21 protein-coding genes are annotated in these 25593 nt (G+C 71.9%); 14 read left to right on the top strand and 7 right to left on the bottom strand.

What is annotated here, in order from left to right; genetic code table 11:
- Positions 1-64: 64 nt before the first annotated feature.
- The gene (locus Acy02nite_RS33145; protein WP_203749564.1) at positions 65-1135 is read right to left on the bottom strand and encodes an NAD-dependent epimerase/dehydratase family protein; all 1071 of its coding nucleotides are present in this window, start codon (positions 1133-1135) and stop codon (positions 65-67) included.
- Positions 1136-1316: 181 nt separating this feature from the next.
- Between Acy02nite_RS33145 and Acy02nite_RS33140 the strand changes: the two genes are divergently transcribed.
- The 3 genes from Acy02nite_RS33140 to Acy02nite_RS33130 are packed head-to-tail and all read left to right on the top strand — an operon-like array spanning position 1317 to position 7460.
- A complete protein-coding gene (locus tag Acy02nite_RS33140) occupies positions 1317-3899 on the top strand; it encodes a carboxylate--amine ligase/circularly permuted type 2 ATP-grasp protein (RefSeq protein ID WP_203749561.1) in 2583 nt (860 codons plus the stop codon).
- Positions 3899-5671 carry an N-acetylglutaminylglutamine amidotransferase gene (locus Acy02nite_RS33135; RefSeq protein ID WP_203749559.1) on the top strand — a complete coding sequence of 591 codons (1773 nt, stop codon included), beginning with the start codon at positions 3899-3901 and terminating at the stop codon, positions 5669-5671. Before Acy02nite_RS33140 ends, Acy02nite_RS33135 begins: the two co-directional genes overlap by 1 nt.
- 10 nt (positions 5672-5681) lie before the next feature.
- A complete protein-coding gene (locus tag Acy02nite_RS33130; RefSeq protein WP_203749556.1) occupies positions 5682-7460 on the top strand; it encodes a S9 family peptidase in 1779 nt (592 codons plus the stop codon).
- Positions 7461-7798: 338 nt separating this feature from the next.
- On the opposite strand, the gene Acy02nite_RS33125 is transcribed toward Acy02nite_RS33130, so the two are convergent.
- A complete protein-coding gene (locus tag Acy02nite_RS33125) occupies positions 7799-8617 on the bottom strand; it encodes a Clp protease N-terminal domain-containing protein (RefSeq protein WP_203749554.1) in 819 nt (272 codons plus the stop codon).
- Between the two features lie 152 nt (positions 8618-8769).
- Here Acy02nite_RS33125 and Acy02nite_RS33120 point away from each other — a divergent pair, with 152 nt between their 5' ends.
- The 4 genes from Acy02nite_RS33120 to Acy02nite_RS33105 all read left to right on the top strand — a co-directional run bounded on the left by Acy02nite_RS33120 (position 8770) and on the right by Acy02nite_RS33105 (position 12446).
- Positions 8770-10116 (top strand): MFS transporter, encoded by a 1347-nt coding sequence (locus Acy02nite_RS33120; RefSeq protein WP_203749551.1) that lies wholly within the window; start codon positions 8770-8772, stop codon positions 10114-10116.
- Positions 10117-10127: 11 nt separating this feature from the next.
- The gene (locus tag Acy02nite_RS33115; RefSeq protein WP_203749548.1) at positions 10128-10898 is read left to right on the top strand and encodes a hypothetical protein; all 771 of its coding nucleotides are present in this window, start codon (positions 10128-10130) and stop codon (positions 10896-10898) included.
- 13 nt (positions 10899-10911) lie between these two features.
- Entirely contained in the window at positions 10912-11424 is a 513-nt protein-coding gene (locus Acy02nite_RS33110; protein ID WP_203749545.1) for a mycothiol transferase, read from the top strand.
- 155 nt (positions 11425-11579) lie between these two features.
- Positions 11580-12446, top strand: a complete 867-nt coding sequence (locus Acy02nite_RS33105) for a class I SAM-dependent methyltransferase (RefSeq protein ID WP_203749542.1) — start codon at positions 11580-11582, stop codon at positions 12444-12446.
- A 129-nt stretch (positions 12447-12575) separates the two neighbouring features.
- On the opposite strand, the gene Acy02nite_RS33100 is transcribed toward Acy02nite_RS33105, so the two are convergent.
- Genes Acy02nite_RS33100 through Acy02nite_RS33090 form a run of 3 tightly spaced genes read right to left on the bottom strand, consistent with a single transcriptional unit; the run spans position 12576 to position 16859 of the window.
- A complete protein-coding gene (locus Acy02nite_RS33100; protein WP_203749540.1) occupies positions 12576-14045 on the bottom strand; it encodes an ATP-binding protein in 1470 nt (489 codons plus the stop codon).
- A gap of 2 nt (positions 14046-14047) precedes the next feature.
- Entirely contained in the window at positions 14048-15706 is a 1659-nt protein-coding gene (locus Acy02nite_RS33095; protein ID WP_203749537.1) for an NAD(P)/FAD-dependent oxidoreductase, read from the bottom strand.
- 4 nt (positions 15707-15710) lie between these two features.
- Positions 15711-16859, bottom strand: coding sequence for an NAD(+)/NADH kinase (locus Acy02nite_RS33090; protein WP_239175438.1), 1149 nt, complete (start codon positions 16857-16859; stop codon positions 15711-15713).
- A 139-nt stretch (positions 16860-16998) separates the two neighbouring features.
- On the opposite strand from Acy02nite_RS33090, the gene Acy02nite_RS33085 reads away from it, so the two are divergent.
- The 5 genes from Acy02nite_RS33085 to Acy02nite_RS33065 all read left to right on the top strand — a co-directional run bounded on the left by Acy02nite_RS33085 (position 16999) and on the right by Acy02nite_RS33065 (position 21853).
- Positions 16999-17793, top strand: coding sequence for an HAD family hydrolase (locus Acy02nite_RS33085; RefSeq protein WP_203749531.1), 795 nt, complete (start codon positions 16999-17001; stop codon positions 17791-17793).
- A gap of 105 nt (positions 17794-17898) precedes the next feature.
- Entirely contained in the window at positions 17899-18873 is a 975-nt protein-coding gene (locus tag Acy02nite_RS33080) for a glycosyltransferase family 2 protein (RefSeq protein WP_239175436.1), read from the top strand.
- Entirely contained in the window at positions 18870-20066 is a 1197-nt protein-coding gene (locus tag Acy02nite_RS33075) for a mannosyltransferase family protein (RefSeq protein WP_203749530.1), read from the top strand. Before Acy02nite_RS33080 ends, Acy02nite_RS33075 begins: the two co-directional genes overlap by 4 nt.
- 45 nt (positions 20067-20111) lie before the next feature.
- Positions 20112-20774, top strand: a complete 663-nt coding sequence (locus Acy02nite_RS33070; protein WP_203749519.1) for a response regulator transcription factor — start codon at positions 20112-20114, stop codon at positions 20772-20774.
- A complete protein-coding gene (locus Acy02nite_RS33065) occupies positions 20774-21853 on the top strand; it encodes a sensor histidine kinase (protein WP_203749516.1) in 1080 nt (359 codons plus the stop codon). The genes Acy02nite_RS33070 and Acy02nite_RS33065 overlap by 1 nt, the downstream gene beginning before the upstream one ends.
- Before the next feature lie 7 nt (positions 21854-21860).
- On the opposite strand, the gene Acy02nite_RS33060 is transcribed toward Acy02nite_RS33065, so the two are convergent.
- The gene (locus Acy02nite_RS33060; RefSeq protein WP_203749513.1) at positions 21861-22838 is read right to left on the bottom strand and encodes a class I SAM-dependent methyltransferase; all 978 of its coding nucleotides are present in this window, start codon (positions 22836-22838) and stop codon (positions 21861-21863) included.
- 173 nt (positions 22839-23011) lie between these two features.
- Here Acy02nite_RS33060 and Acy02nite_RS33055 point away from each other — a divergent pair, with 173 nt between their 5' ends.
- The gene (locus Acy02nite_RS33055; protein ID WP_203749510.1) at positions 23012-23596 is read left to right on the top strand and encodes a DUF1684 domain-containing protein; all 585 of its coding nucleotides are present in this window, start codon (positions 23012-23014) and stop codon (positions 23594-23596) included.
- Between the two features lie 62 nt (positions 23597-23658).
- On the opposite strand, the gene Acy02nite_RS33050 is transcribed toward Acy02nite_RS33055, so the two are convergent.
- Positions 23659-24333 (bottom strand): adenosylcobinamide amidohydrolase, encoded by a 675-nt coding sequence (locus tag Acy02nite_RS33050; protein ID WP_203749625.1) that lies wholly within the window; start codon positions 24331-24333, stop codon positions 23659-23661.
- A 156-nt stretch (positions 24334-24489) separates the two neighbouring features.
- Between Acy02nite_RS33050 and Acy02nite_RS33045 the strand changes: the two genes are divergently transcribed.
- A complete protein-coding gene (locus Acy02nite_RS33045; protein ID WP_203749507.1) occupies positions 24490-25461 on the top strand; it encodes an Acg family FMN-binding oxidoreductase in 972 nt (323 codons plus the stop codon).
- Positions 25462-25593: the final 132 nt, after the last annotated feature.

Raw genomic sequence — 25593 nt, 5'->3', positions numbered from 1 at the left:
TCCCCGGCGAGCCCGGGCGGCCCGATGACGCGGCGCCTCCCGGGAACAGCGATAAACGACCTGATCAGGCCTTCCAGACATCCTGGTTCGACTCGTGCATCTCGCGGAGGATCGCCGGGACGTCGTAGGTCAGCTTCCACTCCGGGTAGTGCTCCTCGAAGCGGGCGGTGCTGCTGATCCACCACTGGTGGTCGCCGATCCGGTTCTCGTCGACGTATTCGGTGTTCGCCTCGATGCCGGTGATCTCGGAGGCGATGGTGAACGCCTCGAGCACGCTGCAGTTGGAGTGGCGGCCGCCGCCCATGTTGTAGACCTCGGCGACCCGGGGCGCCTTCTGGAACACCTCGAACGCCGAGACCAGGTCGTGCGAGTGGATCGCGTCGCGGACCTGCTTGCCCTTGTAGCCGTAGATCTTGTAGAGCCGGCCCTCCATGACGCAGCGCATCACGTACGCCAGGAAGCCGTGCAGCTCGGCCGCCGAGTGACCGGGACCGGTCAGCGTGCCGCCGCGGAACACCGCCGTGGGCATGTCGAAGTACCGCCCGTACTCCTGGACCATCACGTCCGCGGCCACCTTGCTGGCGCCGAAGATCGAGTGCAGGCTGCTGTCGATCGACATGGTCTCGTCGATGCCCTGGTACCACTTGTGGTCCTCGGGCAGCTCCCAGCGCGTCTCCTTCTCGACCAGCGGCAGCGAGTTCGGCGTGTCGCCGTACACCTTGTTGGTCGAGGTGAAGATGAACGGCGCGTCGATCGCGTGACGGCGGGCCGCCTCCAGCATGTTGAGCGTACCGACCGCGTTCACGTCGAAGTCGGTGAACGGCTCGCGGGCGGCCCAGTCGTGGCTCGGCTGCGCGGCGGCGTGGATGACCAGGCCGATGTTCTTCCCGTACTCAGCGAAGAGCCGGCCGAGGCCCTCGCGGTCGCGGATGTCCAGCGAGTAGTGCGTGTACTTGGCGCCGATGTCCTTGGTCAGGCGGTCCAGGTTCCACTTGGTGGAGCCGTCGGCGCCGAAGAAGTAGCCGCGCATGTCGTTGTCGACCCCGACCACGTCCATGCCGAGGGCGGCGAAGTGGCGGACCGACTCGGATCCGATCAATCCGGCCGACCCGGTGATGACGACGACGCTGCCCATCGAGACCTCCGCTGGTTGAGGGTGCCAGCACAGGAGGTTACCGGTAGCGACGAAACCTTCCGGGCACTGGTGTCGGCCGTAACGATCACCATGCTTGGCGATCGCCGGAAATGGGCACGTCACACATCTGCCACAACTGATCGAAACGCTGGCGGGAGTTCACCACATGAAGGCGGTCGCTATGACGGAGTCCCTTCCGGCTCTCGAATCCCCCACGCCCGGCACTCCCGGTTCGCTCACTCTCGGTGCCGAGGAGGAGCTGCACGTGGTCGACCTGGCCACGCGCGAGCTCGTGCCGCGCGCGCCCGAGGTGCTCGCGCGGCTCGACCCGGAGCACTTCTCGGCCGAGCTGCACCGGTCGGTGGTGGAGACGAACACGCCGGTCAGCACCACGCTGGACGGTCTGCGGGCGGGCATCACGGCCCGGCGCCGGGCCGCGATCGAGGTCGCCGAGTCCCTCGGGCTGGGCCTGGTCGCGGCCGGGACGGTGCCGCTGGTCGACCTGGACGCGCTGGAGGTCACCCCGACCACCAGGTACCGCCGGATGCTCAGCGAATACCAGATGCTCGTCCGTGAGCAGCTGATCTGCGGCGCCCAGGTGCACGTCGGCGTGCCGGACCGGGACGAGGCCGTCTCGGTCGCCCAGCGGGTCTCCCCGTCGCTGCCGGTGCTGCTGGCACTCTCCACCAGCTCACCGTTCTGGATGGGCGAGGACTCCGGGTACGCCAGCTCCCGCTCCCTGGTCTGGACGCGCTGGCCGACCGCCGGGGACAGCGGCGCGCTGCACTCCGCCGAGGAGTTCGACGTGCTGGTCAACGACCTGATCGCGTCCGGGACGATCAGCGACCCGAAGATGGTCTACTTCGACGTGCGCCCGTCCGCGCACGTGCCCACCGTGGAGCTGCGGGTCACCGACGCCTGCCCGGACGTGGACACCGTGGTGCTGCTGGCCGGCCTGTTCCGGGCGCTGGTCCGGCGCGCGCAGGAGGACCACCGGGCCGGGAGGCCGCTGCCGCCGGCCCGTCCGCCGCTGCACCGGGCCGCGATGTGGCGGGCCGCGCGCTCCGGGCTGGAGGGCGACCTGCTGGACCTGCCCCGCTCGCCCGTCCCGGTGCCGGCCGCCGTCGCCGTCGAGCACCTGGTCGGCGAGTTGCGGCCGCACCTGGAGGCGCTCGGCGACTGGGAGCAGGTCTTCGACCTGTCGGCACGGGCGTTGAGCGCCGGCAGCTCCGCCTCCCGCCAGCGGCGCACACTGGCCCGGCGCGGCCGGATCGCGGACGTCGTGGACCTGCTGGTGGCCGAGACCCGGGGCGGCGCCGCGACGAGCAGCCCGGTGGCGCTCGGTGGGGTCAGCCCCTACGCGGCCGAGGGCGACGAGGCGTTCCCCGGCCCGGTCGCCGCGGAGTACACCGGCATCGTCGGCGTCCTGACCGCGCTCGGCGCGACCGGCCTGCGGCACCGCGAGGACGCGCGGGACGAGGAGCAGCGGGCCAACGGCGTCACGTTCAGCGTGGCCGGCGAGGCCGCCACCCGGCTGTTCCCGTTCGACCTGGTCCCGCGCGTGGTCCCGGCCGGCGACTGGGCCGGGCTGCAGGCGGGTCTGACCCAGCGCGTACGGGCGTTGAACGCGTTCCTGGCCGACGTCTACGACCAGCGGCAGATCGTCGCGGACGGCGTCGTGCCGGAGTGGGTGATCGACGGCTCCCCCGAGCTGCGGGCCAGCGGCGCGCTGGTGTCCGGGACGGCGGTGCGGGCCCAGGTGGCGGGCGTCGACCTGGTCCGGGACGCGGACGGCAAGTGGTGCGTGCTGGAGGACAACCTGCGGGTGCCGTCCGGGATCGCGTACGCGATGCAGAACCGTCGCCTGACCGAGAGCATCCTGCCCGAACTGCCCAGCCCGGACGGCCTGATCCCGGTCGAGGACACCCCGCGCCTGCTGAGGGAGGCACTGCTCGCCGCGGCCGCCGTGGACGATCCGGCGCTGGTCGTGCTCAGCCAGGGCCCGGACGACTCGGCCTGGTTCGAGCACCGGATGCTGGCCGAGGCGATGGGCGTGCCGGTGGTGCGCAGCACCGAGCTGTTCGTCGAGGACGGCCGGGTGCACCGGCTGCGCGACGGCAAGCGCTACCCGGTCGACGTCATCTACCTGCGGCTGGGCGAGGACAGCCTGGTGCACTCCCCCGGCGCGGACGGGATGCCCCTGGGGCCGAGCCTGGTCGCCGCGCTGCACGCCGGGACGGTGACGCTGGCGAACGCGCTGGGCAACGGGATCGGGGACGACAAGGCCGTCTACGCGTACGTGCCGAAGATGATCGAGTTCTACCTGGGCGAGAAGCCGCTGCTGGCGGACGTGCCGACCTACCTGTGCGGGCTGCCGGACCAGCTCGGCGAGGTGCTGTCCCGGCTGGACGAGCTGGTCTGCAAGCCGGTCGACGGTTACGGCGGGGACCGGATCGTGATCGGCCCGCACGCGAGCGCCGACGAGTTGGACGCGCTGCGCCGGCAGATCCGGGCCGCCCCGCACCGCTGGGTCGCGCAGGAGCTCGTCCGGCTCTCCACCCACCCGGTCTTCGACGGCCACCAGCTCGCGCCGCGGCACGTCGACCTGCGCGCGTTCGTCTTCACCGGCAGGGGCGAGGCCGGCGCGGCCGAGTCCGTCGTCGCGCCGGCCGCGCTGACCCGGGTCGCGCCGGCCGGCTCCATGATCGTCAACTCGTCGCGCGGCGGCGGGTCCAAGGACACCTGGCTACTGGGAGGCGAATGATGTGTGGCATAGCCGGAGAGATCCGGTACGGCGAGCGCGCCGCGGACGCCGAGGCGGTCCGCCGGATGCTGACCACCATGGAGTCCCGCGGGCCGGACGGTGCGGGGATCTGGGAGCACGACCGGATCGTTTTCGGTCACCGCCGCCTGAAGATCATCGACCTGAGCGAGAACGGCGCCCAGCCGATGACCGACGACGAGCTGGGCCTGACCGTCGTCTTCAACGGCTGCGTCTACAACTACCGGGAGCTGCGCGAGGAGCTCCAGGGCCACGGCTACCGCTTCTTCTCCACGTCGGACACCGAGGTGATCCTCAAGGCGTACCACCGGTGGGGCGCCGACTGCGTCACGCGCTTCCTCGGGATGTTCGCGTTCGCGGTCGCCGAGCACGACAGCGGGACGGTCGTGCTCGCCCGCGACCGGCTCGGGATCAAACCGCTCTACCTGGCCGAGACGCCGGGCGGGGTGCGGTTCGCGTCGACGCTGCCGGCGCTGCTCGCGGCCGGCGGCGTGGACACCACCATCGACAAGGTCGCCCTGCAGCACTACATGACGTTCCACTCGGTCGTGCCGGCGCCGCGGACCATCCTCTCCGGGATCCGGAAACTGCCGCCGGCGACCGTGCGGGTCATCCGGGCCGACGGCATGGTCACCGACCGTTGCTACTGGGAAGCCGACTTCCGGCGTACGGGATCGATCGGCGCGGACGAGTGGGCCGCGGCCGTGCGCGCGAAGCTGGACGTCGCCGTACGACGCCGGATGGTCGCGGACGTGCCGGTCGGCGTGCTGCTCTCCGGGGGCCTGGACTCCAGCCTGATCGTGGCGCTGCTGGCCGGTCAGGGGCAGCACGGGCTCACCACGTTCAGCATCGGGTTCGAGTCGGCCGGCGGCGAGAGCGGCGACGAGTTCGTCTACTCCGATCTGATCGCCAAGGAGTTCGGCACCGAGCACCACCAGATCAGGATCGGACACGATCGCTTCCTGCCGGCCGTGGATCGCACCGTCGCGGCGATGAGCGAGCCGATGGTCAGTCACGACTGCATCGCGTTCCACCTGCTCAGCGAGGACGTGGCGAAGCACGTCACGGTCGTGCAGTCGGGGCAGGGCGCGGACGAGATCTTCGCCGGCTACAGCTGGTACCCGCCGCTGGCCGGGGTGCCGCGGGAGCAGGCCGTGGACGCGTACGCGCAAGAGTTCTTCGATCGTCCGCACCGCGATCTGGCCCGGCAGCTCAACCCGGCCTGGCACCTCGACCGCGACCACGCGCGGGAGTTCGTCGCGACGAGTTTCGGCAGGCCCGGCGCCGAGACCGCGGTCGATGCGGCGCTACGGCTCGACTCGCAGGTGATGCTCGTCGACGATCCGGTCAAACGAGTCGACAACATGACGATGGCGTGGGGCCTGGAAGCTCGCGTACCCTTCCTCGATCACGAGCTGGTCGAGCTCGCCGCGGCCTGCCCGCCCGAGCTGAAACTGGCGTCGGACGGCAAGGGGGTGCTCAAGGACGCGGCCCGCGGGCTCGTGCCGGACGAAGTGATCGATCGCACCAAGGGCTATTTCCCGGTTCCCGGGATCCGGCATCTGGAGGGCGAGATGCTGGCGAAAGTGCGCGACGCGCTGCACGCCCCCGAGGCGCGGCACCGCGGGCTGTTCCGGCCGGAGTACGTGCAGGCGCTGCTCGCCGACCCGAACACGCCGCGGACCACGCTCGGGGCCAACCAGCTGTGGCAACTCGCGCTGCTGGAGATGTGGTTGCAGGACAAGAAGCTTTAGGAGGTACGTCTTGGAGGGCCAGCTCCATCGCGTCGACGTGACAGTGCTGCCGTCGTTCTCGCTGTTCACCTCGGCGGTCGCCGGGAACTGGTCGGTGACGCTGTCACCGGACGGGCGGCACGCGGCGTACGTCTCCGACCGGGCCGGCACCCCCGGCGTCTGGGTACAGCCGATCGACAGCGAGCTGGCCTTCCAGGTCCCGTTCCCGGAACCGGTGAGCGAGGTCGCGTGGTCCTCCGGCGGCGGCTGGCTGGCCTGCCAGATCGCCCCCGGCGGCGCGCCCCGGCAGGAGATCTGGCTGGTCCGGCCGGACGGGTCGGACCCCCACCAGGTGGCCGGCTTCGGCAACGACACCGCCGACAACATGCGGTGGCTGCCGGGCCGGCCGGTGCTCGCGCTCACCGAGAACCTCACCGACGCCATCCTGATCGACGTCGTCGTCGGCACCCGGACCGTGATCACGTCCGGCGAGCTGATCTCGCTCTGCGACGTCGACCCGGCGGGGCGGTTCGCGCTGCTGCGGCAAGGGCCCCGCGGCGACCGCCGGATCCTTCTCAAAGACCTGATCTCCGGTACGGAGGAGCCCCTCACCCGCGGCGAGCAGGCGATCTTCAGCCCGGGTGGCGGCTGTGTGTACGCGCGCAGCGAGGACGGCGAGCTCACCACGGTGGTGCGCGTCACCGAGGACACGAGCGAGGTGCTAGCCGGCTCGGCCGCCGCCTTCGAGGACCCCGCCGAGGTCGAGGCGTTCGCCGTGACCACCGACGGGCGCACCGCCGCCGTCCTCTGGAACGTCCGTGGCGGCGAGTCCGCCCTGGAACTGCTCGACCTGGACCACGGCACGCCCGCCGCCAACCGGACCGTGCCACTGCCCGGCGCCGTGATCTCCGGCCTGTCCTGGAGCTTCGACGGCTCCACCCTGGCGTTCACCGCCGAAGGCCCGGGACAGCCGCACGGCGTCTGGGTCTGCGACCGCGACGGGTCGAACCTGCGGGCCGTCTCGGCGGAACCGGCCGACCCCGGCGCCGTGCATCCCACGCTGGAGAAGCTCAGCGCGCACGATGGGCTCACCCTGACCGGCTGGCTGTTCACGCCGCCCGGCCCCGGCCCGCACCCCACCGTGATCTGGCTGCACGGTGGGCCGGAAGCGCAGGAACGCCCCGGACACGGGCCGCTCTTCCAATCCCTCGTCCAGCGGGGCATCGCCGTCTTCGCGCCGAACGTGCGCGGCTCCTCAGGCTTCGGCCGCACCTTCGTCAACGCGGACAACGGGCCGCTGCGCCACGACGCGATCGAAGACGTCCGGTCGTGCGTCAGGTACCTGCGGGACTCCGGGATCGCCGGGCGGGTCGGGGTGATGGGCCGCTCCTACGGCGGCTACCTCACCCTGGCCGCGCTGGTCACCCACCCCGACCTGTTCGACGTCGGCATCGACATCTGCGGGATGTCCGACTTCGCCACGTTCTACCAGCACACCGAGCCGTGGATCGCGGCCGCCGCGATCAGCAAGTACGGCGACCCCGTCGCGGACGCCGCCCTGCTGCGCGAACTGTCCCCGATCCACCGGATCGACCGGCTGCGGGCGCCACTGCTGATCGTCCACGGCGAGAACGACAGCAACGTGCCGGTGATCGAAGCGTCGCAGGTGGCGGAGGCGCTGGCCGCCCGGGGGGCCCCGCACCGGTACCTGCTCTTCCCCGGCGAAGGCCACGAGCTGCTGCACCGGACGTCACGGGCCGAGTTCCTGGGCGCGACGATCGAGTGGCTGACCCGGTATCTGTGCGAGTGACGGCGGCACGCCGGACGTGTGGGTGACCGCGGCACGCCGGCCCTGCGGGTGACCGCGGCACGCCAGACGTGCGAGTGACCGCGGCCCGCCAGACGTGCGAGTGACCGCGGCCGGCACCATGTCTGCGGCGACGCTTCCGGTGCGTCGCCCGCAGGTGCCGGTGCTTCCTGGGTCATCCACACCGATGCTCTGTTCACAGGGCTTCGGCGCGACGCGCCGGTTTCCGCCACACTGTTCAGCGGGCCCTCCCCCAGGGCGGGTGGGCCGTGAAACCGGTCAGGCGATCAAGGACAACAGGGCCAGGAGCAGCAGAATCAGGGTTGCCAGGGCCGCACGCATCACTCCTCCGACGGGGTGAGGCGCTGCTCCAGACGCTCGATGCGGGTGATCAGCGGCTGGAGCGCCGCCGCCAGCAGCGCCGCCGGGTCGCCGTAGCCCCCCGCGCCCGCGGCGCTGCCGGCTCCCGCCGCGTCGCTGCCGGCTCCCGCCGCGTCGCCCGCGTTGCGCAGCTCCGAGTAACCCTGCGCGGCCGCCGTGTTCGCCCGCAGGTGCCGGTAACCGGCCAGCGCCGACGCCACCGCGCGACGGGTCAGGCGCGGCTCGGCGCCGGCCGCCCGCAGGACCTGACCGGCCGCCCCGTCGGGCTCGGTGACCAGGCCGAGCAGCAGGTGCTCACAGCCCACGTAGTTGTGGCCGAGCCCGACCGCCTCACCCACCGCCAGCTCCAGCGCGCCGGCGGCCGGGACGCTGAAGTGCACGCCGCCGCCCGGGCCGGCCGTCTCGTCGCCGGTCTGCCGCTCGAGGTCGCGGGCGAGCCGGGCGGGTTCGATCTCCAGCGCCTGGAGCACGTGCATGGCCAGATTCTCCCCCTCCTGGATCATCGCGCCGAGCAGGTCGGCGCTGCTGACCGAGGTGCGGGACGCGGCGCCGGCCCGCTCGACGGCGAGCCCCAGCACCGTGCGGCTGCGGCCGGTCATCAGCGGGAAGCGCTCCTCCAGGTCGGCGCCGGAGAGCTCGGCGAGCGAGGTCTCCCGGATCGCGGTGACCCGGCGGACCGCCTGTTCCAGCGCGCGCTGGCAGATCGCCGAGACCGGGAGGCCGGTCTCCTTGACCGCCTCGGCCAGCTCGTCCGGCAGATACACATTGATCTTCGGCATCGCACACTCCTCCGTGAGTCATGGGGTTATAAAGCTATACCCCCACTGGGGTTATGGTAAAGCTGATCAGTGGGCAAGCGCACGTTGCACCTCACAGAGCTGCGGAGAAGGCTTGAAAAGTACGAATGAGCACCGCTAGTGGAAGGCGCCACATGTCCCTGCGACCCGGAGCCCGGGCCTGGGCGGTGTGGGCCGCCGGCCTCGCCGCGTATGTCGTCGCGGTCCTCAACCGCACCTCGCTCGGCGTCGCCGGGCTCGACGCGCAGCACCGGTTCGACGTCGGCGCGAGCGCGCTGGCCAGCTTCGCCGTGCTGCAACTGCTCGTCTACGCCGGCCTGCAGATCCCGGTCGGCCTGCTGCTCGACCGATTCGGGTCACTGCGGCTGATCGTCTCCGGGGCTCTGGTGATGGCCGCGGGGCAGACCCTGATGGCGTTCACGGACGGGATCACCGGCGCGGTCGTCGCCCGGGTCCTGGTCGGCGCCGGTGACGCGATGACGTTCATCAGCGTGCTGCGGCTGGTGCCGCACTGGTTCCCGCCCCGTCGCGTGCCGGTTCTCACCCAGCTCACCGGCATCGTCGGGCAGCTCGGTCAGGTGCTCTCCGCCGTGCCGCTGGCCACCCTGCTGGCCGGGCCGGGCTGGTCCACCGCGTTCCTGGCCGCCGGCGGCGCCGGGGTCTTCGTCTCCCTGGCCGCGCTGGCCGCCCTGCGCGACACCCCGGAGCGCCGGGTGACCAGCGGCGATCCGATCAACCTGCGCAAGCTCGGCGCCGACGTGGCGGAGGCGTGGCGGCACCCGGGCAACCGGCTCGGGCTCTGGACGCACTTCACCACCCAGTTCACCGGCACGGTCTTCGCCCTGATGTGGGGCGTGCCGTTCCTGATCGCGGGCGAGGGCGTCAGCCGTGGCACGGCGAGCACGCTGCTCACGCTCTTCGTGCTGGTCGGGATGGTGACCGGCCCGGTGCTGGGCGTCTTCGTCCAGCGCTACCCGCTGCGCCGATCGCTGCTCGTGCTCGGCATCGTCGGGATCAACCTGGGCGCCTGGGCCCTGGTCATCCTCTGGCCTGGCCGGGCGCCGCTGCCCGTGCTGATCCTGCTGGTCGTGGCGATCGGCTCCGGTGGTCCGGGTTCCATGATCGGTTTCGACTACGCGCGTACGTTCAATCCGCCGCACCGCCTCGGCACCGCGACCGGCGTCGTCAACGTCGGCGGGTTCGTCGCGTCGCTGCTCACGATCGAGTTGGTCGGCCTGATCCTGGACGCGCGCACCGGCGGCAGTGCCGACTATCACATCGACGATTTCCGGGTCGCGATGTCGGTGCAGTTCCTCATCGCCGCAGCCGGTCTGGCGGGCATTCTGCGGACGAGGAAGCTCGCCCGCCGCCGCCTGGAGGACGAGGAGGGCATCGTCATCCGCCCGCTTCGGGTGGCCCTGGCGGAGCGACGGGGTTTGGCGGCGAGCCGTGCGGTTAAGGCGGAAGGCTGGCACGACTGAGAAGGGGGCACATGACTGAGCACGCGCAAGCCCGGACGCTGGGTGGCATCGACATACCCAAGACCATCGCGGGTACGCTCGCCGCGGTCTCGGCCGCCGTGGTCGGCTCGTTCCTGGGGGTCGCCGGCACACTCGTCGGCGCGGCGGTGGCCAGTCTGATCAGCTCGATCGGCACCGAGATCTACCACCGCTACCTGGACCGGGGCACGAAGAAACTGCAGGCGGCGTTCGTGACCGCGCCCGCCGCGGTCGGCACGCCCGAGGTCGCCGCCGCCGAGGACGAGTCGCCGTCCGGCACCCCGGTGAAGATCCGCTGGAAGCGGATCGCGATGGTCGCCGGCGGCCTGTTCCTGCTGGCGATGCTGACCCTCACCACGGCCGAGCTGTTCGCCGGTCGATCCGCGGCGGATGCGACGAGTGGGCGGGACGGCGGGGCGCCGACCGTCTTCAACTTCTCCGGCAAGCACTCGGACGACACGAAGCCGGCTCCCGCGACCTCGGCCACGCCGGGCGATACTGATCCGACGCCGGCCACCACGTCCACGACGACGCCGGGCGACGCGCCCAGCGACGCGGGGACGGCGACGACCGCGCCGGCGAAGACGGCCACCGACGCCCCGGCCGACCCGCAGCCGACCGGTGACAGCGACACCGGCACGGGAACGGGATCCGGTGACGGCACCGGCACCGGCTCTGACAACGGCTCTGACACCGGCACCGGCAAGGGCGGCGACACCACCCAGCAGCAGGATCAGGGCGCCGCCGACCAACCGCAGCAGTAGGAGGGGATCGAGGATGGACGCGAAGGGTGTGCTCGAGGAGGCGTTCGGGCGGTTGCCCGAGCTGGTCGGCACGGCGATCGACGGGCTCACCCCGGAGCAGCTCCGCTGGGCTCCGCGCCCGGGCGCCAACTCGATCGGCTGGCTCGTCTGGCACCTGACCCGGGTGCAGGACAGTCACCTCGCCGAGATCCTGAAGACCGAGCAGGTCTACGTGACCGGCGACTGGGCCGCCCGCTTCGGCCGCAAGCCCGATCCGTCGGACACCGGTTACGGTCACACTGCGGCGGACGTCGCGGCGGTCGTGCCGGAGAGCGCGGCGGCGCTGGACGAGTACTACCAGGCCGTACATGCGAAGACCGTGGAGTTCTTGAAGGGGTTGACCGACGCCGACCTGGACCGGATCGTGGACCGTCGCTGGGATCCGCCGGTCACCCTGGGTGTCCGCCTGGTCAGCATGTACGACGACGACGCCCAGCACGCGGGCCAGGCCGCCTACCTGCGAGGCCTGCTGCCCGACAGGCCGTAGGCGGTGTCGCAGTGCGGCCAGGGCTGCGGCGTGGCCCGGCACGCGCCTGGCAGCGGGGCTGACCGGAACGCGTGACGGGCCGCGACGCTGCGGGAGATCAGCGCCGGTGACAGGTGTCAGTGATCTCGTCCGTTCCGGCGGGATACCGTCGGTCCATGCCGGGATATCAGGCGAGCAGGACCGCGGTGCTGGTGTGTCAGGGCCGGGCGGCGGCGCACGAGCGCCTGGCGCCCGGCCGATTCGCGGACCCGACCGCGATGCCGTTGCTCACCGCCGACGAGCGGGCCGTTGTCGAGCAGGTGCGGGACGGTCAAACGCCGGCCGGCTGGGGCGACCGCATGGCGTACGAGATGGTGCTGCGCTGCGCCGAGTTGATGGTCCCGCGGACGGTGGCGATCGACGACGCGGTGCGTGAACGCCGCAACGCGCAGGTGGTGATCCTCGGCGCGGGCCTGGACGGGCGCGCCTGGCGGATGCCGGAACTTGCCGGCGCCGACGTGTACGAGGTCGACCAGCCCGCCTCTCAGCAGGACAAACGCGACCGGGCCGCGGCGCTGGACGGCAAACCGCCGACGTTCGTGCCGGTGGACTTCGCGCGGGACCGCCTCGGCGACGCCCTCGCCGCTGCCGGGCACCGGGCGGCCGAGCCGACCACCTGGGTCTGGGAGGGTGTGGTCCCCTATCTGACCGGGGATCAGGTCGGCGTCACCGTGCGGCAGATCGCCTCGGCGTCCTTCGCGGGCAGCCGGCTCGTCGTGAACTACCAGCCGAAGTCGGGGGCCATCCGGAGCGGCCGGTTACTGTCCCGTGCCATGTCCCTCGTGGCCGGCCGCACCAGCCCGCTGGCGGGCGAGCCGTGGCGGTCCCTCTGGGCGCCGCGGGAGATGGCCCGGCTGCTGGAGCGGCACGGCTTCACCGTCGTCCGGGACAACCACCTGCGGGAGCTGGCCACCGGCCTGCTGGACCCCGAGCCGGACGGCATCTCGTCCCGCTCCGGCCGGGTGGCCGTCGCCGACATCTGATCGGTGAGGGGCGGAGAGCGGCGGCGCTGGATTCTCGTTTTCAGCAAGACGTGCGGAAGGAAGCGCCGCCAGGAGCCGCCCATCACCGAGCCCGAGCCTAGTGACCGGCGTCGAGCGGCTCCACCCGTTTTACGCCGAGGCGGGCTCGCTCAGCGGCAGCCGGACCAGGAACCTGGTGTCCCCGGGCGCGGACTGCAGCGAGATGTCCCCGCCGTGCGTGTTGACCACGATGCGGTAGGAGATGTCGAGCCCCAGCCCGGTCCCCTGGCCCACCGGTTTCGTGGTGAAGAACGGCTCGAACACCCGCTTCTTGATCTCGTCGGGCACGCCCGGCCCGGTGTCCCCGATCGAGACGACGACGCGGTCGTCCTCCCGGGTCGTCCGGATGGTGAGCGTCCCCGCCCCGGACATCGCCTGGACGGCGTTGTCGATCAGGTTCGTCCACACCTGGTTCAGCTCGGCCGGGTGGGCCGGGACCTGCGGCAGGGACCGGTCGTACTCCTTCACCACCTGGACGCCGTCACCGATCTTGTGCCCGAGCATCACCAGGGTGCTGTCCAGCCCGGCGTGGACGTCGATCCACTGGTGCGCCGAACGGTCCACATGTGAGTACTGCTTGGCGGCGTTGACCAGCGACGACACGCGACCGGTCGCGTCCTCGATGTCGCTCATCAGCTGCTCGGTCTCCAGCGCGTACCCGATCCAGTGGATGGCCTGGTCGAGCAGCTCGGGCGAGTCGAGCCGGGCCTGGATCTGGGTGAGGCACTCGGTGTCGATGCCGCCCTGGGCGAAGACCGGGGCGACGTCCCACGCGTTCGTCACCCGGCGCTCGTCCATCCAGTCGCCGAGCTCGTCCTCCAGGTCGGCGATCTGCATCGCGGTGCGGACCGGCGCCTTCGCGGCCCGCTCGATGACCTCCTCCTGAAGGTCGAGCAGCGCGGTCAGCCGATCCGGCGCGACCTTGCCCTTGGCCAGCTTGCCGAGTTTCATCCGCATCGCGGCGACCCGCTCGCGCAACGCGCCGGTGGCCCGGGCGGCGGCCGCGGCCGGATTGTTCAGCTCGTGCATCAGGCCGGCCGAGAGCGCGCCGAGCGCCTGGAGCCGCTGCCGCTCGCCGATCGCCGCCTGGGAGCTGCGCATCCCCAGCGTCAGGCCCTCCAGCAGGTGGATCGCCATCGGGAACCAATCGCGCATCAGCCGGCCGAAGTCCTCCGCGGAGAGCACGAAGAACTCGGCGTCGGAGAGCGCGCGCATGGTGGCCATGTACTTCTGCGGCACGCCGTCGTCGCGCAGGTACGCGTTGGTGGCGCCCATGTACACGCCGCGCTGCTCGGTCCGGCTGGTCTGCACGTCGTCCTGCCCGACCCGCCGGCTCAGCGCGATCGTGCCGCTGAGCAGCACGAAGAACTGGGTGGCCGGGTCGCCCTCGCGCAGCACCAGACCACCGCCGGGCACCCGCATCGTGCAGCCGTGCCCGGCGATCCAGGCCAGCTGCTCGTCGGTCAGCTTCTCGAAGAGGAACAGGCCCTTCAGGTCCTCCGCCGTGAGCCGGCCGGGCTCGCAGGGCTGGAGCTTGATGTCTTCCGTTTCGACGGTCATGGTTACTGCGCCTCCAGGTAGCGATGGACCAGCGCGACGGCCATCGCGCCCTCACCGACCGCCGAGGCCACCCGTTTGATCGAGTTGGCCCGGACGTCGCCGGCGGCGAAGATGCCGGGAACACTGCTCTCCAGATAGAACGGATCGCGGTCCCGATCCCATCCCCGCGGGCGGTCACCATTCACGACCAGATCCGACCCCGTACGGATGAAGCCCTTGCCGTCCCTGAGGACAGCGTCACCGAGCCAGTCCGTCCGCGGCTCCGCCCCGATGAACACGAAGAGGTAACCGCACTCGACAGTGGCCTTCGTGCCGCCCTTGCTGTCACAGATGGTGATCGCCTGGAGGTGCCCGTCACCGTGCGCGCCGACCACCTCGCACCTGGTCCGGACCTCGATGTTGGCCACCTGGGCGAGCTGCTGGATCAGGTAGTACGACATCGACGACTCCAGCGAGTCACCGCGCACCAGCAGGGTGACCTTCCGTGCATACTTCGCGAAGAACAGCGCCGCCTGGCCGGCCGAGTTCGCCCCGCCGACGATGTAGACGTCGCTGCCCGCGCAGGCCGGCCCCTCGGTCGAGGCCGAGCCGTAGAAGACGCCCGAGCCGGTCAGGCCGGCGACCCCCTCGGCCACCAGCGGACGGTACGAGACCCCGGTGGCGAGCAGGATGGCGTGCGCGGAGATCTCGCCGCCGTCGGCGAACGTCAGCGTGCGCGCCGAGCCGTCCGACCGGAGCCCGACCACCTCGCGGGTGTTCAGCGTCTCGGCGGCGAACTTGTCCGCCTGCCGCCGTGCGCGGTCGGTGAGCTGGGCGCCGGAGATCCCGTCCGGGAAGCCCAGATAGTTCTCGATCCTGGAGCTCTGACCGGCCTGGCCGCCGACCGCCTGACGCTCGATGAGCAGCGTCTTGAGCCCTTCCGAGCCGCCGTAGACCGCGGCGCCGAGCCCGGCCGGCCCGCCGCCCACGATGATCAGGTCGTAGAAGTCGCGGCCCGGGTTCGTCGACAGGCCGGCCGCCTCGGCGACCTCCTGCACGCTCGGGCGGGGCAGCGCGCGCCCGTCAGCGGTCACCACCAGCGGGATCGACTCCGGCCCGGCGTCAGCGGCCTCCATCAGACGGCGGCCCTCGGGCTCGTCGGCGCCGAAGTACTTGTACGGCACCAGGTTGCGCGCGAGGAAGTCACGGATCTGGAAGGACGGCTCACTCCACCGGTGGCCGACCAGGCGAATGTCCGGCAGCTCCTGGTCGCCGGTGGCCTGCCACGCGTCGAGCAGCGCGTCCAGCACCGGGTAGAGCTTCTCCTCCGGCGGGTCCCACGGCTTGAGCAGGTAGTGGTCGACGTCGACCACGTTGATCGCCTGGATCGCGGCGTCGGTGTCCGCGTATGCCGTGAGCAGCGCCCGGCGGGCATGCGGGAACAGGTCCATCGCCTGCTCCAGGAACTCGATGCCGTTCATCTGCGGCATCCGGTAGTCGGCGAGCATCACGGCGACCCGGCCGCCGCGCAGCTTCAGCTCCTTGAGGACCTCGAGTGCCTCCGACGCGCCGCCGGCCCGGATCACCCGGTACTGGTCGCCGTAACGGCGGCGCAGGTCACGCGCGATCGCGCGGGAGACCGAGGGGTCGTCGTCGACGGTGAGGATGGCGGCTTGGCCCATGTCGTTACCTCAGCTCCACATCGTTCAGCTCGGGGTGACGTTCCAGATAACCGGCCACGAACGGGCAGGTGGCGACGACCGGGACGGCCCGGGAGCGCGCGTCGCCGAGCGCGGCGGCGGCCAGTCGCCCGGCCAGCCCGCGCCCGGAGAACGCCTGGTCGACCTCGGTGTGCAGCAACTCGACGCGGTCGGCCCGGCGCCGGTAGTGCAGCATCCCGGCGACCTCGCCGCCGACCATGATCTCGTACCGCTGCTGCTCGAAGCTGTCGACCACTGTCGCGTCGGCGGCGTCGAAGTCGCCGGCCTGGGCGCTGCCCTCGACCCGCAGCTTGCGCCGGGCCCGCTCGTAGAACGACGTGCGGCCGAAACGGATCACCTGTGCGGCGGCCGGGACCGGCTCGATCTCGATCGACGCGCCGGCCTCGGCGTAGCCCTCGATGATGCCGTCGACCTCGATCGCCAGGCGTCCGCTGGTGGGCAGCACGTCCAGGCAGAGGTGCTCGGAGGTGTCGAGCACCAGCGAGCGGTTGAACGACGAGTGCGCGGCGGCGGCGCTGACGATCAGGGCCTCCACGTTCGGCGAGACGATCGGGCCGCCGGCCGAGAAGCTGTACGCCGTGGAGCCGGTCGGCGTCGACACCAGCACCGCGTCGGCCGCGTAGTTGACGAACCGCTTGCCCTCGACCCTGATCCCGACCGCTGCCAGCCCGTGGCCCGGCACCCGGACCAGCGCGATGTCGTTAAACGCGGTCACCCGCCGCCCGTCCGGCAGGACCGTGCGCACGGCGGTGCGCGACTCGATCCGGTACGAGTGGTCGTCGATCGCGGACAGCGCGGCCTGCAGGTCGGGCAGGTCGACCTCGGCGAGGAAGCCCAGGCGGCCCACGTTCACCCCCAGGACCGGTGTCTTGCGGCCCTCGACCAGGCGCATGCTGCGCAGCATCGTGCCGTCGCCACCCAGGCTGACCAGCAGACCGGCCCGCTCGACCATCTCCTCGGCGGAGACCGCGACGGCGCTGCAGTCGATCCGGGTGATCTCGTCGGGCAGGCCCAGCACGGTCACGCCCCGGGCGGCCGCCCAGCTCACGATGGTGTCGACCGCCGAGCCGCAGTCACGGCGCGGGTGCAGCACCAGACCGACGACTTTGACCATGCCCATCAGGATCCCCCTTCGTCCGGTGCCAGCCTTCCATGTCACAGCCCCTGTCGGCGAGCTTCGTCAGCGTGGCAGGAAGCACTTGAAAACTTGTGGGGGCGGCGCAACGCCGTACCCATGATGTTGAATGCCGGACATGACGCAGTGGCGCGCGGTGGTCACGGATCTGGATGGCACGGTGGTCGGCCCCGGCGACTCGATCGACCCGGCCACCCTGAACGCCGCCGCCCAGCTGCGCCATCGCGGCGTTCCACTGCTCGCCGCCACCGCCAGGACCCGCAACGGGGTGCAACGCCTCAGCGCGCTCGTCGGCCACCTGGCCGTCGCGGTCTGCCACAACGGCGCGCTCGGCTGGTTCCCGGCCGGAAACCGGACACTCTGGCAGCGCACGCTCGACGCGGGCACGCTCAGGGATCTCGCCGCGTTCGCCGGTTCCTGGCCCGGCGCCGGGCTGGCCGTCTTCGGGGTCGCCTCCTGGGACATCACGCCGGAGTACCTCGCGCTGCGCCGCCGGCCGCCGCCCGAGCCGTGGCGCGAGGTGACCATCGGTGGCATCGCGGACCAGCCGGCCTACGGCGTCGCGATCCGCCACGCCACGCTCACCTCGGACCAGCTGATCGCCGAGCTGACCGCCGCCGGTTTCGCCGAGCGGGCCACGCTGACCTACTCGGCGCCGCACCTGATCGAGGCCGGGCCGCTCGGCGTCGACAAGGCCGCCGGCGTGTCCCGGGCACTGGACTGGCTCGGCGTGCCGCCCGCACGGGCCGTCGCGTTCGGGGACATGCCCAACGATCTGAGCATGTTCGCGCTGGTCGGGCACTCGGTCGCGGTCGGCGACGCGCATCCGGCCGTCCGGGCCGCGGCGACGGCGCACGCGCCGTTCGGTCACTTCGCCCGCTGCCTGACCGAGCTGGGCCTGATCGGCTCGTAGGCGGACCCGGCAGCGACTCCCGGATTCGTGCCACGCCGTCCGCTTTTATCCAGGCCTTATGCCCGGCTGATCAACGTGTGTCCCGTGAACGAAGGGATACGGCACATGAGCGTTGACGCCATGCCGGAGTTGTCGGTGGTGGTCCCGGTCTTCAACGAGGAGGAGGTGCTGCCGCTGTTCGCCGAGCGGATCCGACCCGTGCTCGACGGTCTCGGCCTGTCCTACGAGGTGCTGGCGGTCGACGACGGCAGCCGGGACGCCACCCCGGCCGTGCTGGGAGCGATGCGGCGCGACTGGTCACAGCTACGGGTCGTCCGGCTGCGGCGGAACGCCGGACATCAGAACGCGCTCACCGCGGGCCTGCACCGCGCCCGCGGCCGGTACGTGGTCAGCATCGACGTCGACCTCCAGGACCCGCCCGAGGTGATCGCCGACATGCTGCGCCTGGCCCGGGACGAGCAGCTCGACGTCGTCCACGGGGTGCGCACCGACCGCAACACGGACAGCCCGTTCAAGCGCTGGACGGCCGGCTGGTACTACCGCTTGATGCGGCGCCTCGCCGGTGCCGAGGTGCCGGCCGACGCGGGCGACTTCCGCCTGCTCAGCCGCACCGCCGTGGACGCTCTCACGGAGCTGCACGAGCAGGCGCCGGTCTACCGCCTGCTGGTGCCCTGGCTCGGTCTGCCCAGCGGCGAGGTCCGATACGCACGTCAGACCCGGGCCGCCGGGCACTCCAAGTACCCCTTGGCCAAGATGCTGCGGCTCACGTTCGACAGCATCACCGGGTTCTCGGCCGCGCCGCTGCGGGTGGCGACCTGGCTGGGCTGCGCCGGAATCGTGCTGTGCCTGGTGACGGGCGCGGCGGTCCTGGCCGCCTATCTGTGGGGAAGTGTCGTGCCCGGGTGGACCTCGATGCTCGTGGCGTTGCTCTTCCTAGGCGCGCTGCAGCTGCTGTGCCTGGGTCTGCTCGGGGAGTACGTGGCCCGCACGTTCACCGCGATCCAGGGGCGGCCCGCCTACGTCGTGAGCTACGACTCCGCGGTCGCCGACGCCCGCCGCCGTGCCGGGGTGCCGTCGTGATCCTCGTTCCCGACCGCGTGGCCGAGCTGCGCGACCCGCGGCCGGCGGCGCCCGTCCGCCTGTGGCGGCCGGCGATGCTGGCGGCTCTCGCGGTGTGGTCGACCTCGCTGGCGGTTCACCTCCTGGTCGGCGCGCTCGCCTGGTTGACCTATCGCGGCCGCGGCCCGGCGCCCGACCTGTGGTCGATCGCTCTCGGCTGGAACGGCTGGGACGCGATGCACTACGTGACCATCGCCGAGAGCGGTTACCACCTGGGACCGGGATACCCGGCGTTCTTCCCGCTGTACCCGATGCTGATCCACGTCGTGAACCCGGTTCTGCCCGGCGACGGCGTGGTCAGCGCCCTGGTGCTGGCCAACGCGGCCGCGTTCGGCGCGCTGGCAGTGCTGTACCGGCTCGCCGAGCTCGAGCTGGGTGCCGAGGTGGCCCGGCGCGCCGCCTGGTACCTGGCTGTCTTCCCGACCGGATTCTTCCTGTTCATCGGCTACAACGAATCACTGTTCCTGCTGCTGATCGTGGGATCCCTGTACGCCGCACGCCGCGGGAACTGGTGGCTGGCGGGGATGCTGGGCGCGTTGTCGTCGGCCACCCGGCTGTTCGGTCTCCTGCTGATCGCCCCGCTGGCGATCGAGTACCTGCGCCAGATCGGGTGGCGGCCGAGCCGGGCCCGGCCGGATGTGCTGGCGCTGACGCTGGTGCCGCTCGGGGTCGTCGGCTACAGCATCTACTGCCTGGTGGACCTGGGCAGCCCGCTGCAGTTCAGCATCGCCCAGGACCAGTGGGGGCGGCAGTACACCTTCCCGGGCATGGCGTGGGTGACCTCGGTACAGCAGATCGCCGGGCACGGGCTGCTCGACAAGACCGCGCTCGGGGCGATGCTGGACGCCGGGACGGTACTGGTTGCGGTGGTGCTGCTGATCCTGTGCGTGCGAGGCCCGTTCCGGCTCCGCCGGGATCAGCTGTACCTGGTGGTCCAGGGCGGGGTCACGCTGATCATGCTGATGTCGACCGAGGTGGCCGGGCGCTCGATGCAGTCGGCCGCGCGGTATGCGATGGAGGCCGTGGCGATGTTCCTGGTGCTGGCCCGGATGGGCGCCAATCCGGTGGTCGACCGGGCGGTCCTGGTGATCGGCGCGTCTCTGCACGCCGTTCTGCTGGTGGTCTTCATGTCCGGCTCTTTCCTGGTCGCCTGACGATCTTTATCCACGCCTTAGCTCGGGCGTGGCAGCATGGCGCGCGTGCGAGTTCTGGTGGCGGACGACGAACGGTTGCTGGCCGACACGATCGCCGTTGGCCTGCGGCGCGCGGCCATGGCGGTCGACGTCGCCTACGAGGGCCGGCAGGCCATCGAGAAGATCCAGGTCAACCGGTACGACGTTGCGGTGCTCGACCGCGACATGCCCGACGGCACCGGTGACGACGTCTGCCGCTGGATCATCGCGCACGGCAGCGGCCCTCGCGTGCTGCTGCTCACCGCGGCCTGCGGCATCTACGACCGCGTCGAAGGGCTCGGCCTGGGCGCCGACGACTACCTGACCAAACCGTTCGCCTTCGCCGAGTTGGTGGCCCGGGTGCAGGCACTGGCCCGGCGCACGGCCCCGGCACTGCCACCGGTCCTGGAACGCGACGGCCTCGTGCTGGACGTGGCGACCCGCTCGGCGACCCGGGACGGCCGGCCACTCCCGCTGACCCACAAGGAGTTCGGCGTGCTGCACGCGCTGATGCGCGCCCAGGGGCAGGCGGTCACCACCGAGGACCTGCTCGAGCAGGTCTGGGACGAGCACGCCGACCCGTTCACCAACGTCGTCCGGGTGACTGTCTCGACGCTGCGGCGCAAACTCGGTGAGCCGCAGATCGTGCAGACGGTCCCCCGGGCCGGCTACCGCGTGGGGCTGCCCTGATGGGGCTGCGCGCACGTCTGGTCGCCGTGGTGTTCGCGACGGTGACCTTCGTCTTCGTCGCCATGTACGTGTACGGGCGGATCCGGTGGGAGGAGCCCTACTACGACCCGTGCTTCCACGACATCAACGGTCTGCCCTGCCGGATCAGCCGCAAGATCCCCATCTACAACCTCAAGGAGTACGGGTTCGTGCTGGCGGCGGCGACGCTGCTCGTGCCGCTGGTGGTGTGGTGGGTGCTCGCGCCGGTGCGCCGGGTGCTGCCGGTCGTCACCCGGCTCGGGCCGCAGAACCTCGGTCAGCGCATCCGCCCCGGGCGTGGCCGGGACGAGATCAAGAAACTGGGCCGGGCGCTCGACACGATGATGGACGCGATCGCGGCCGGCTACGAGGGCCAGCGCAGCTTCGCGGCCAACGCCTCCCACGAGTTGCGCACCCCGCTGGCTCTGCAGCGCACGCTGATCGAGGTCGGCCTGGCGGAGCCGCTGACGCCGGAACAGTCGACCCTGCTCGCGAGTCAGCTGCTGGAGACCAACGCCCGCAACGAGCGGCTGATCGAAGGCCTGCTCGTGCTCAGTCAGGCCGACCAGGGCCTGGCTTCACGGACACCGCAGAGCCTCGACCAGATCACCACCGGCGTGGCCGAGGCACATGCCCGGCTCGCCGCCGACGCCGACGTGAAGATCAGTGTCGAGGCCGGCCCGTACGAGGTCGTCGGCGACGGCGTGCTGCTGGAGCGCCTCGTCCGCAATCTGGTGCACAACGCCGTCAAGTACAACCGGCCCGGCGGCACGGTCAAGGTGTCGGTCGGTACGTCCGGCGTCGCCCTGACCGTGGAGAACACCGGCCCGGTGATCCCGCCGCCCGACGTGGGCCGGCTGTTCGAGCCGTTCACCCGGCTCGCCACCGGACGTATCGATCACAGCGGCGGCAGCGGCCTGGGCCTGACGATCGCCCGCTCGATCGTGCGGGCTCACGGCGGCCGGATCGCCGCAGTCTCGTTGCCCGACGGCGGCTTGAGCGTGACCGTCGACCTGCCCACCAGCAGCGACGCCGTCAAGGCCGGCCGCGGGCCGGGATAGCGCCCACTCAGAGGCGTCTCGCGACGGCCAGGAAACGATCATCCGCATCCTCGTACGAGGTCAGCACCCACCCGGCACCGGCGAGCAGTGGCGCCAAGCGGCTCTCGCCGAGCGCCTCGTCGGGTCGCAGGGTCCGCCCGTGACGGGTCGCGAGCGCCGCCCGTCCCACCGGATGGAACATCGCGAGCGTCCCGCCGGGACGGGTGACCCGGGCCAGCTCGGTCACGCCCGCGACCGGATCGGGCAGGTGGTTGATCAGGCCGGCCGCGAAGACCACGTCGATCGTGGCGTCCGCGATCGGCAGCCGGCGCGCGTCGCCGACGAGCAGGGTCGCGGCGCTGTCCCGGCCCGCCCGGCTCGCCTCGGCCAGCATGTCCGGGGTGCAGTCGAGACCGATCACCCGCCCGGCCGGCCCGGCCGCCCCGGCCAGCGCCGGCAGAGCCCGCCCGGTTCCGCAGCCGACGTCGAGCACCGTGTCGCCGGGGCGCACGCCGGCCTCGCCGACCGCCTTCGCGTACGCCGGGAGATCGTCGCCGAACTTGACGTCCCAGTTCGCGGCGCGGGCCGTGAAGAACGCCCGGCTCTCCGACAGATACCACCGATCCGGGTCGGCCAGCGACGGGTGGACGTGCCGGATCACCGGCCAGTCCGGATCACGGTGGTCGATCACCACCTGCGCGCGCCGCTCGCCGTCGCCGCCGGCGAACCGGTTGCGCGGGCCGCCGCGCAGGTAGACCAGGACCTGATCGGTGGCCGGCTCCAGCACGTTGAGCGCCGAGTCGGACCCGCCCCCGCCCGGGCCGGTCAGCCCCAGCACGGCGTCGATGCTCCACGCCCGGGAACTGGGCGGGAAGGCCGCGGCGAGCCGGGCCGCGAACGCCGCTGCCGCGCCCGGGTCACCCCCGTCGACGATCACGGTGAGCGGCGCACGCGGGGCCAGGACCTCGGCCAGCAGGGCGGTGACTTCGCTAATCCGTTCCGGCACGCCACCCAGGATGCAGCCCTGGTGTGAGCTGTGTCTAATGGTCGGGCCCCAACTCGGCGGCATCTCATCCCACCAGCGGCGATGCCGAGGGGCCGGAGAACAACCGGGTCCCGCCGGGCGACGGGCCGATCGCGCTTCTCGCCGCGCTCGGTTCCCGGGCTACGGTTCCTGGCATGGAGTCACTGGAGCTGGCCGATTTCCGTGCCGCGGTCGCCCGTAACTACCTCGACGCGGCCGATCTGTCGGATTTCCGCACCCGCCGGGACGACCTCTTCGCAACCCACCCGCAGTCGCCGATCCCGCCGCCGGAACGGGCCGGGTTCACCGGTCTGCGGTACTACCCGGAGAACCCGGCGATGATCGTCGACGTGCCGGTGCGCGAGGCCGCGGGCGAGCTGACGATCGACACCGGCGGGCCGGACGGCGTCGTGCGATACACCCGGGCCGGCATTCTCCAGACACCGTTCGGCGAGCTCACGCTCTGGTGGATCGCCGCCTACGGTGGTGGCCTGTTCCTTCCGGTCCGCGACGGGACCTCCGGCTCCACGACGTACGGCGGTGGGCGCTACCTGACCGACACGGTCAAGGGCACCCACGGGCGGGGCGTCGAACGGCTCGGCTCGTCGCGGGTGCGTCTGGACTTCAACTACCTGTACAACCCGAGTTGCGCGTACGACCCGCGGTGGGCTTGCCCGCTCGCCCCGCCGGAGAACAGGATCACGGTCGCGGTGGAGGCCGGCGAGAAGACGTACCACTGAGCGGTCTTCAGGTGCGGCCCGCCGCTGACCGGCGCGACGGTGCGCAGCGACCGTTTCCCTGTTCAGCGGGCGTGGTGGCGGTCGGACCAGGAGCGGCCGGTGGCCAGGTTCGTGGCGCCACCGGAACGGACAGCGGCGAAGACCGCCCGGGACATCGGGGCGCCCCAGTGCGACCGGGGGCCGCCGTAGGCCGCGGGCTCCCCCGCCGCCGGGCACAGGACGCAGATCGCGTCGGTGGCCGTGCCGGTCGCGATCAGGCCGAGCTCGGCCAGCGCCTGGACCTTCGCCTCGGTGGCGGTGGCGACGGTGTTGATCAGGGCGCCGGCGGACAGGTGCTGCGGGATCCAGACGACGATGTTGATGGTGCCGGGCCGGTGGGCAAAACCGGTCACGCCGGGCTCGGCCGCACGGATCGGGGCACCCAGGCCGACCGTCGCGTAGACGTGCACACCGTCCTCGGACGCGGACACCACGTCGTGCACGTCCACCCCGGTGAGCAGGCCGATCCCCGGGCCGCTCAGGTTGAGCTGGGCAGCCAGCTCGGTGAGGTGCGCCGACGGGTCGGGCCGGGCGTAGGACATCGGCACACTGGCGTTGATCAGCCACTCGCGTGTCCCCACGCCACCGCCGAGGACGGCTGTGGAGACCGCGAGCACCGGCTCCGGGAAGCGCCAGAGCAGCAACGGCACCTCCGCGCCGTCCTCCTTGCGGTGGGTCAGCGACGGCTCGGCGAACATGTGCACCCGCTCCCGGATCAGTGGGACCACTCCTGACGATTCTGCCGCCACGGTCACGGCCGGAACCGGTCATCCGGTCACGCCCGCAGCGGAGAGGGCGACGAGTGGGGACCTTTGGCCTTAGCCGGATCCGGCCCGGGCGGTGACGATGGACCTATGAGCGAGGTCAAGCAGGCACTGGCGCAAGCGGCGGACGCGGCTCGATTCGCCCCGTCGATCCACAACACGCAGCCCTGGCGGTGGGTGGTCCGCGGCGATCGGCTGGAGCTGTTCGCGGCGGGCGAGCGGCAGTTGCCCGCGCACGACCCGGACGCCCGGATGCTGCTGGTGAGCTGCGGGGCGGCGCTGCACCACGCGCAGGTCGCGCTGGACGCGCAGGGGTGGGCGTACGCCGTGGAACGGCCCGGCTCGCTGACTCCGGACGCGCCGCTCGCGGTGATCACGGCCGGTGAGCGGCGCGACGCCGACCCGGAGGCGACCCGGCACCTGCAGATGCTTCAGGTGCGGCGCACCGATCGGCGTACGGTCCGGGACGAGACCGTCTCCGAGGCGGTGCTGAACGAACTGGTGAAAGCGGCCGAGCAGTTCGGGGCACGGCTGCACCTGCTGCGCCGCGACCAGGTGCTGGACCTGGCGGTCGCGGTGGAACGGGCGCAGTCGGCGGAGGCGGCCGACGACCGGGCGCGGGCCGAGCTGGCCGGCTGGGTCGGCGGCGAACGGCCGGACGGCACCGGCATCCCGTCGTCGGCGCTGCCCGACGAGGTGCCGCTGACCACGGTCGCGGAGCGTGACTTCCAGGTCGCCGGGACGGTTCCGGCCGGGGGTGGGCACGACCGGTTCGCGACGTACGCGGTTCTCTACGGCCCCGGGGACACCGAGGCCGACTGGCTGCGGGCCGGGGAGTCGCTGAGCCGACTGTGGCTGGCGGCCACCGAGCACGCCGTGAGTGTGCTGCCGTTCAGCGGGCCGGTCGAGGTGCCGTTCACCCGGGAGGCGCTGACCCGGATGCTCGGCGGGACCGGCGTGCCGTACCTGGCGATCCGATTCGGTCTGCAGGATGCGGCGCAGGCCGCTCCCCCGCACACCCCGCGCCTCCCCGCCACTCAGGTCATCACCATCGAGGAGTAGTCACCCCACCCGCCCGGAGCCGCCGCCGCGCCCCGGCCTCACCCGACCGGAGCCGCCGCCGCGCCCGGCCCCACGCGGCCGGGGCCGCCAGCCACTCCGCGGGTCCGCCCCCAGCCGCGGTCACCCTCCCGG

The sequence above is a fragment of the Actinoplanes cyaneus genome, from assembly GCF_016862095.1.
Classification (GTDB): Bacteria; Actinomycetota; Actinomycetes; order Mycobacteriales; family Micromonosporaceae; genus Actinoplanes; species Actinoplanes cyaneus.
Note: the sequence above shows the minus strand (reverse complement) of the source record. Positions and strands in the feature narration are given on the sequence as shown.

Excerpts from the sequence above, each read along its gene's own strand:
- Acy02nite_RS33145 (WP_203749564.1), bottom strand. The coding sequence starts at position 1,135 with ATGGGCAGCGTCGTCGTCATCACCGGGTCGGCCGGATTGATCGGATCC.
- Acy02nite_RS33140 (WP_203749561.1), top strand. The coding sequence starts at position 1,317 with ATGACGGAGTCCCTTCCGGCTCTCGAATCCCCCACGCCCGGCACTCCC.
- Acy02nite_RS33135 (WP_203749559.1), top strand. The coding sequence starts at position 3,899 with ATGTGTGGCATAGCCGGAGAGATCCGGTACGGCGAGCGCGCCGCGGAC.
- Acy02nite_RS33125 (WP_203749554.1), bottom strand. The coding sequence starts at position 8,617 with ATGCCGAAGATCAATGTGTATCTGCCGGACGAGCTGGCCGAGGCGGTC.
- Acy02nite_RS33120 (WP_203749551.1), top strand. The coding sequence starts at position 8,770 with ATGTCCCTGCGACCCGGAGCCCGGGCCTGGGCGGTGTGGGCCGCCGGC.
- Acy02nite_RS33115 (WP_203749548.1), top strand. The coding sequence starts at position 10,128 with ATGACTGAGCACGCGCAAGCCCGGACGCTGGGTGGCATCGACATACCC.
- Acy02nite_RS33110 (WP_203749545.1), top strand. The coding sequence starts at position 10,912 with ATGGACGCGAAGGGTGTGCTCGAGGAGGCGTTCGGGCGGTTGCCCGAG.
- Acy02nite_RS33105 (WP_203749542.1), top strand. The coding sequence starts at position 11,580 with ATGCCGGGATATCAGGCGAGCAGGACCGCGGTGCTGGTGTGTCAGGGC.
- Acy02nite_RS33100 (WP_203749540.1), bottom strand. The coding sequence starts at position 14,045 with ATGACCGTCGAAACGGAAGACATCAAGCTCCAGCCCTGCGAGCCCGGC.
- Acy02nite_RS33095 (WP_203749537.1), bottom strand. The coding sequence starts at position 15,706 with ATGGGCCAAGCCGCCATCCTCACCGTCGACGACGACCCCTCGGTCTCC.
- Acy02nite_RS33090 (WP_239175438.1), bottom strand. The coding sequence starts at position 16,859 with ATGGTCAAAGTCGTCGGTCTGGTGCTGCACCCGCGCCGTGACTGCGGC.
- Acy02nite_RS33085 (WP_203749531.1), top strand. The coding sequence starts at position 16,999 with ATGACGCAGTGGCGCGCGGTGGTCACGGATCTGGATGGCACGGTGGTC.
- Acy02nite_RS33080 (WP_239175436.1), top strand. The coding sequence starts at position 17,899 with ATGAGCGTTGACGCCATGCCGGAGTTGTCGGTGGTGGTCCCGGTCTTC.
- Acy02nite_RS33065 (WP_203749516.1), top strand. The coding sequence starts at position 20,774 with ATGGGGCTGCGCGCACGTCTGGTCGCCGTGGTGTTCGCGACGGTGACC.
- Acy02nite_RS33055 (WP_203749510.1), top strand. The coding sequence starts at position 23,012 with ATGGAGTCACTGGAGCTGGCCGATTTCCGTGCCGCGGTCGCCCGTAAC.
- Acy02nite_RS33050 (WP_203749625.1), bottom strand. The coding sequence starts at position 24,333 with ATGTTCGCCGAGCCGTCGCTGACCCACCGCAAGGAGGACGGCGCGGAG.
- Acy02nite_RS33045 (WP_203749507.1), top strand. The coding sequence starts at position 24,490 with ATGAGCGAGGTCAAGCAGGCACTGGCGCAAGCGGCGGACGCGGCTCGA.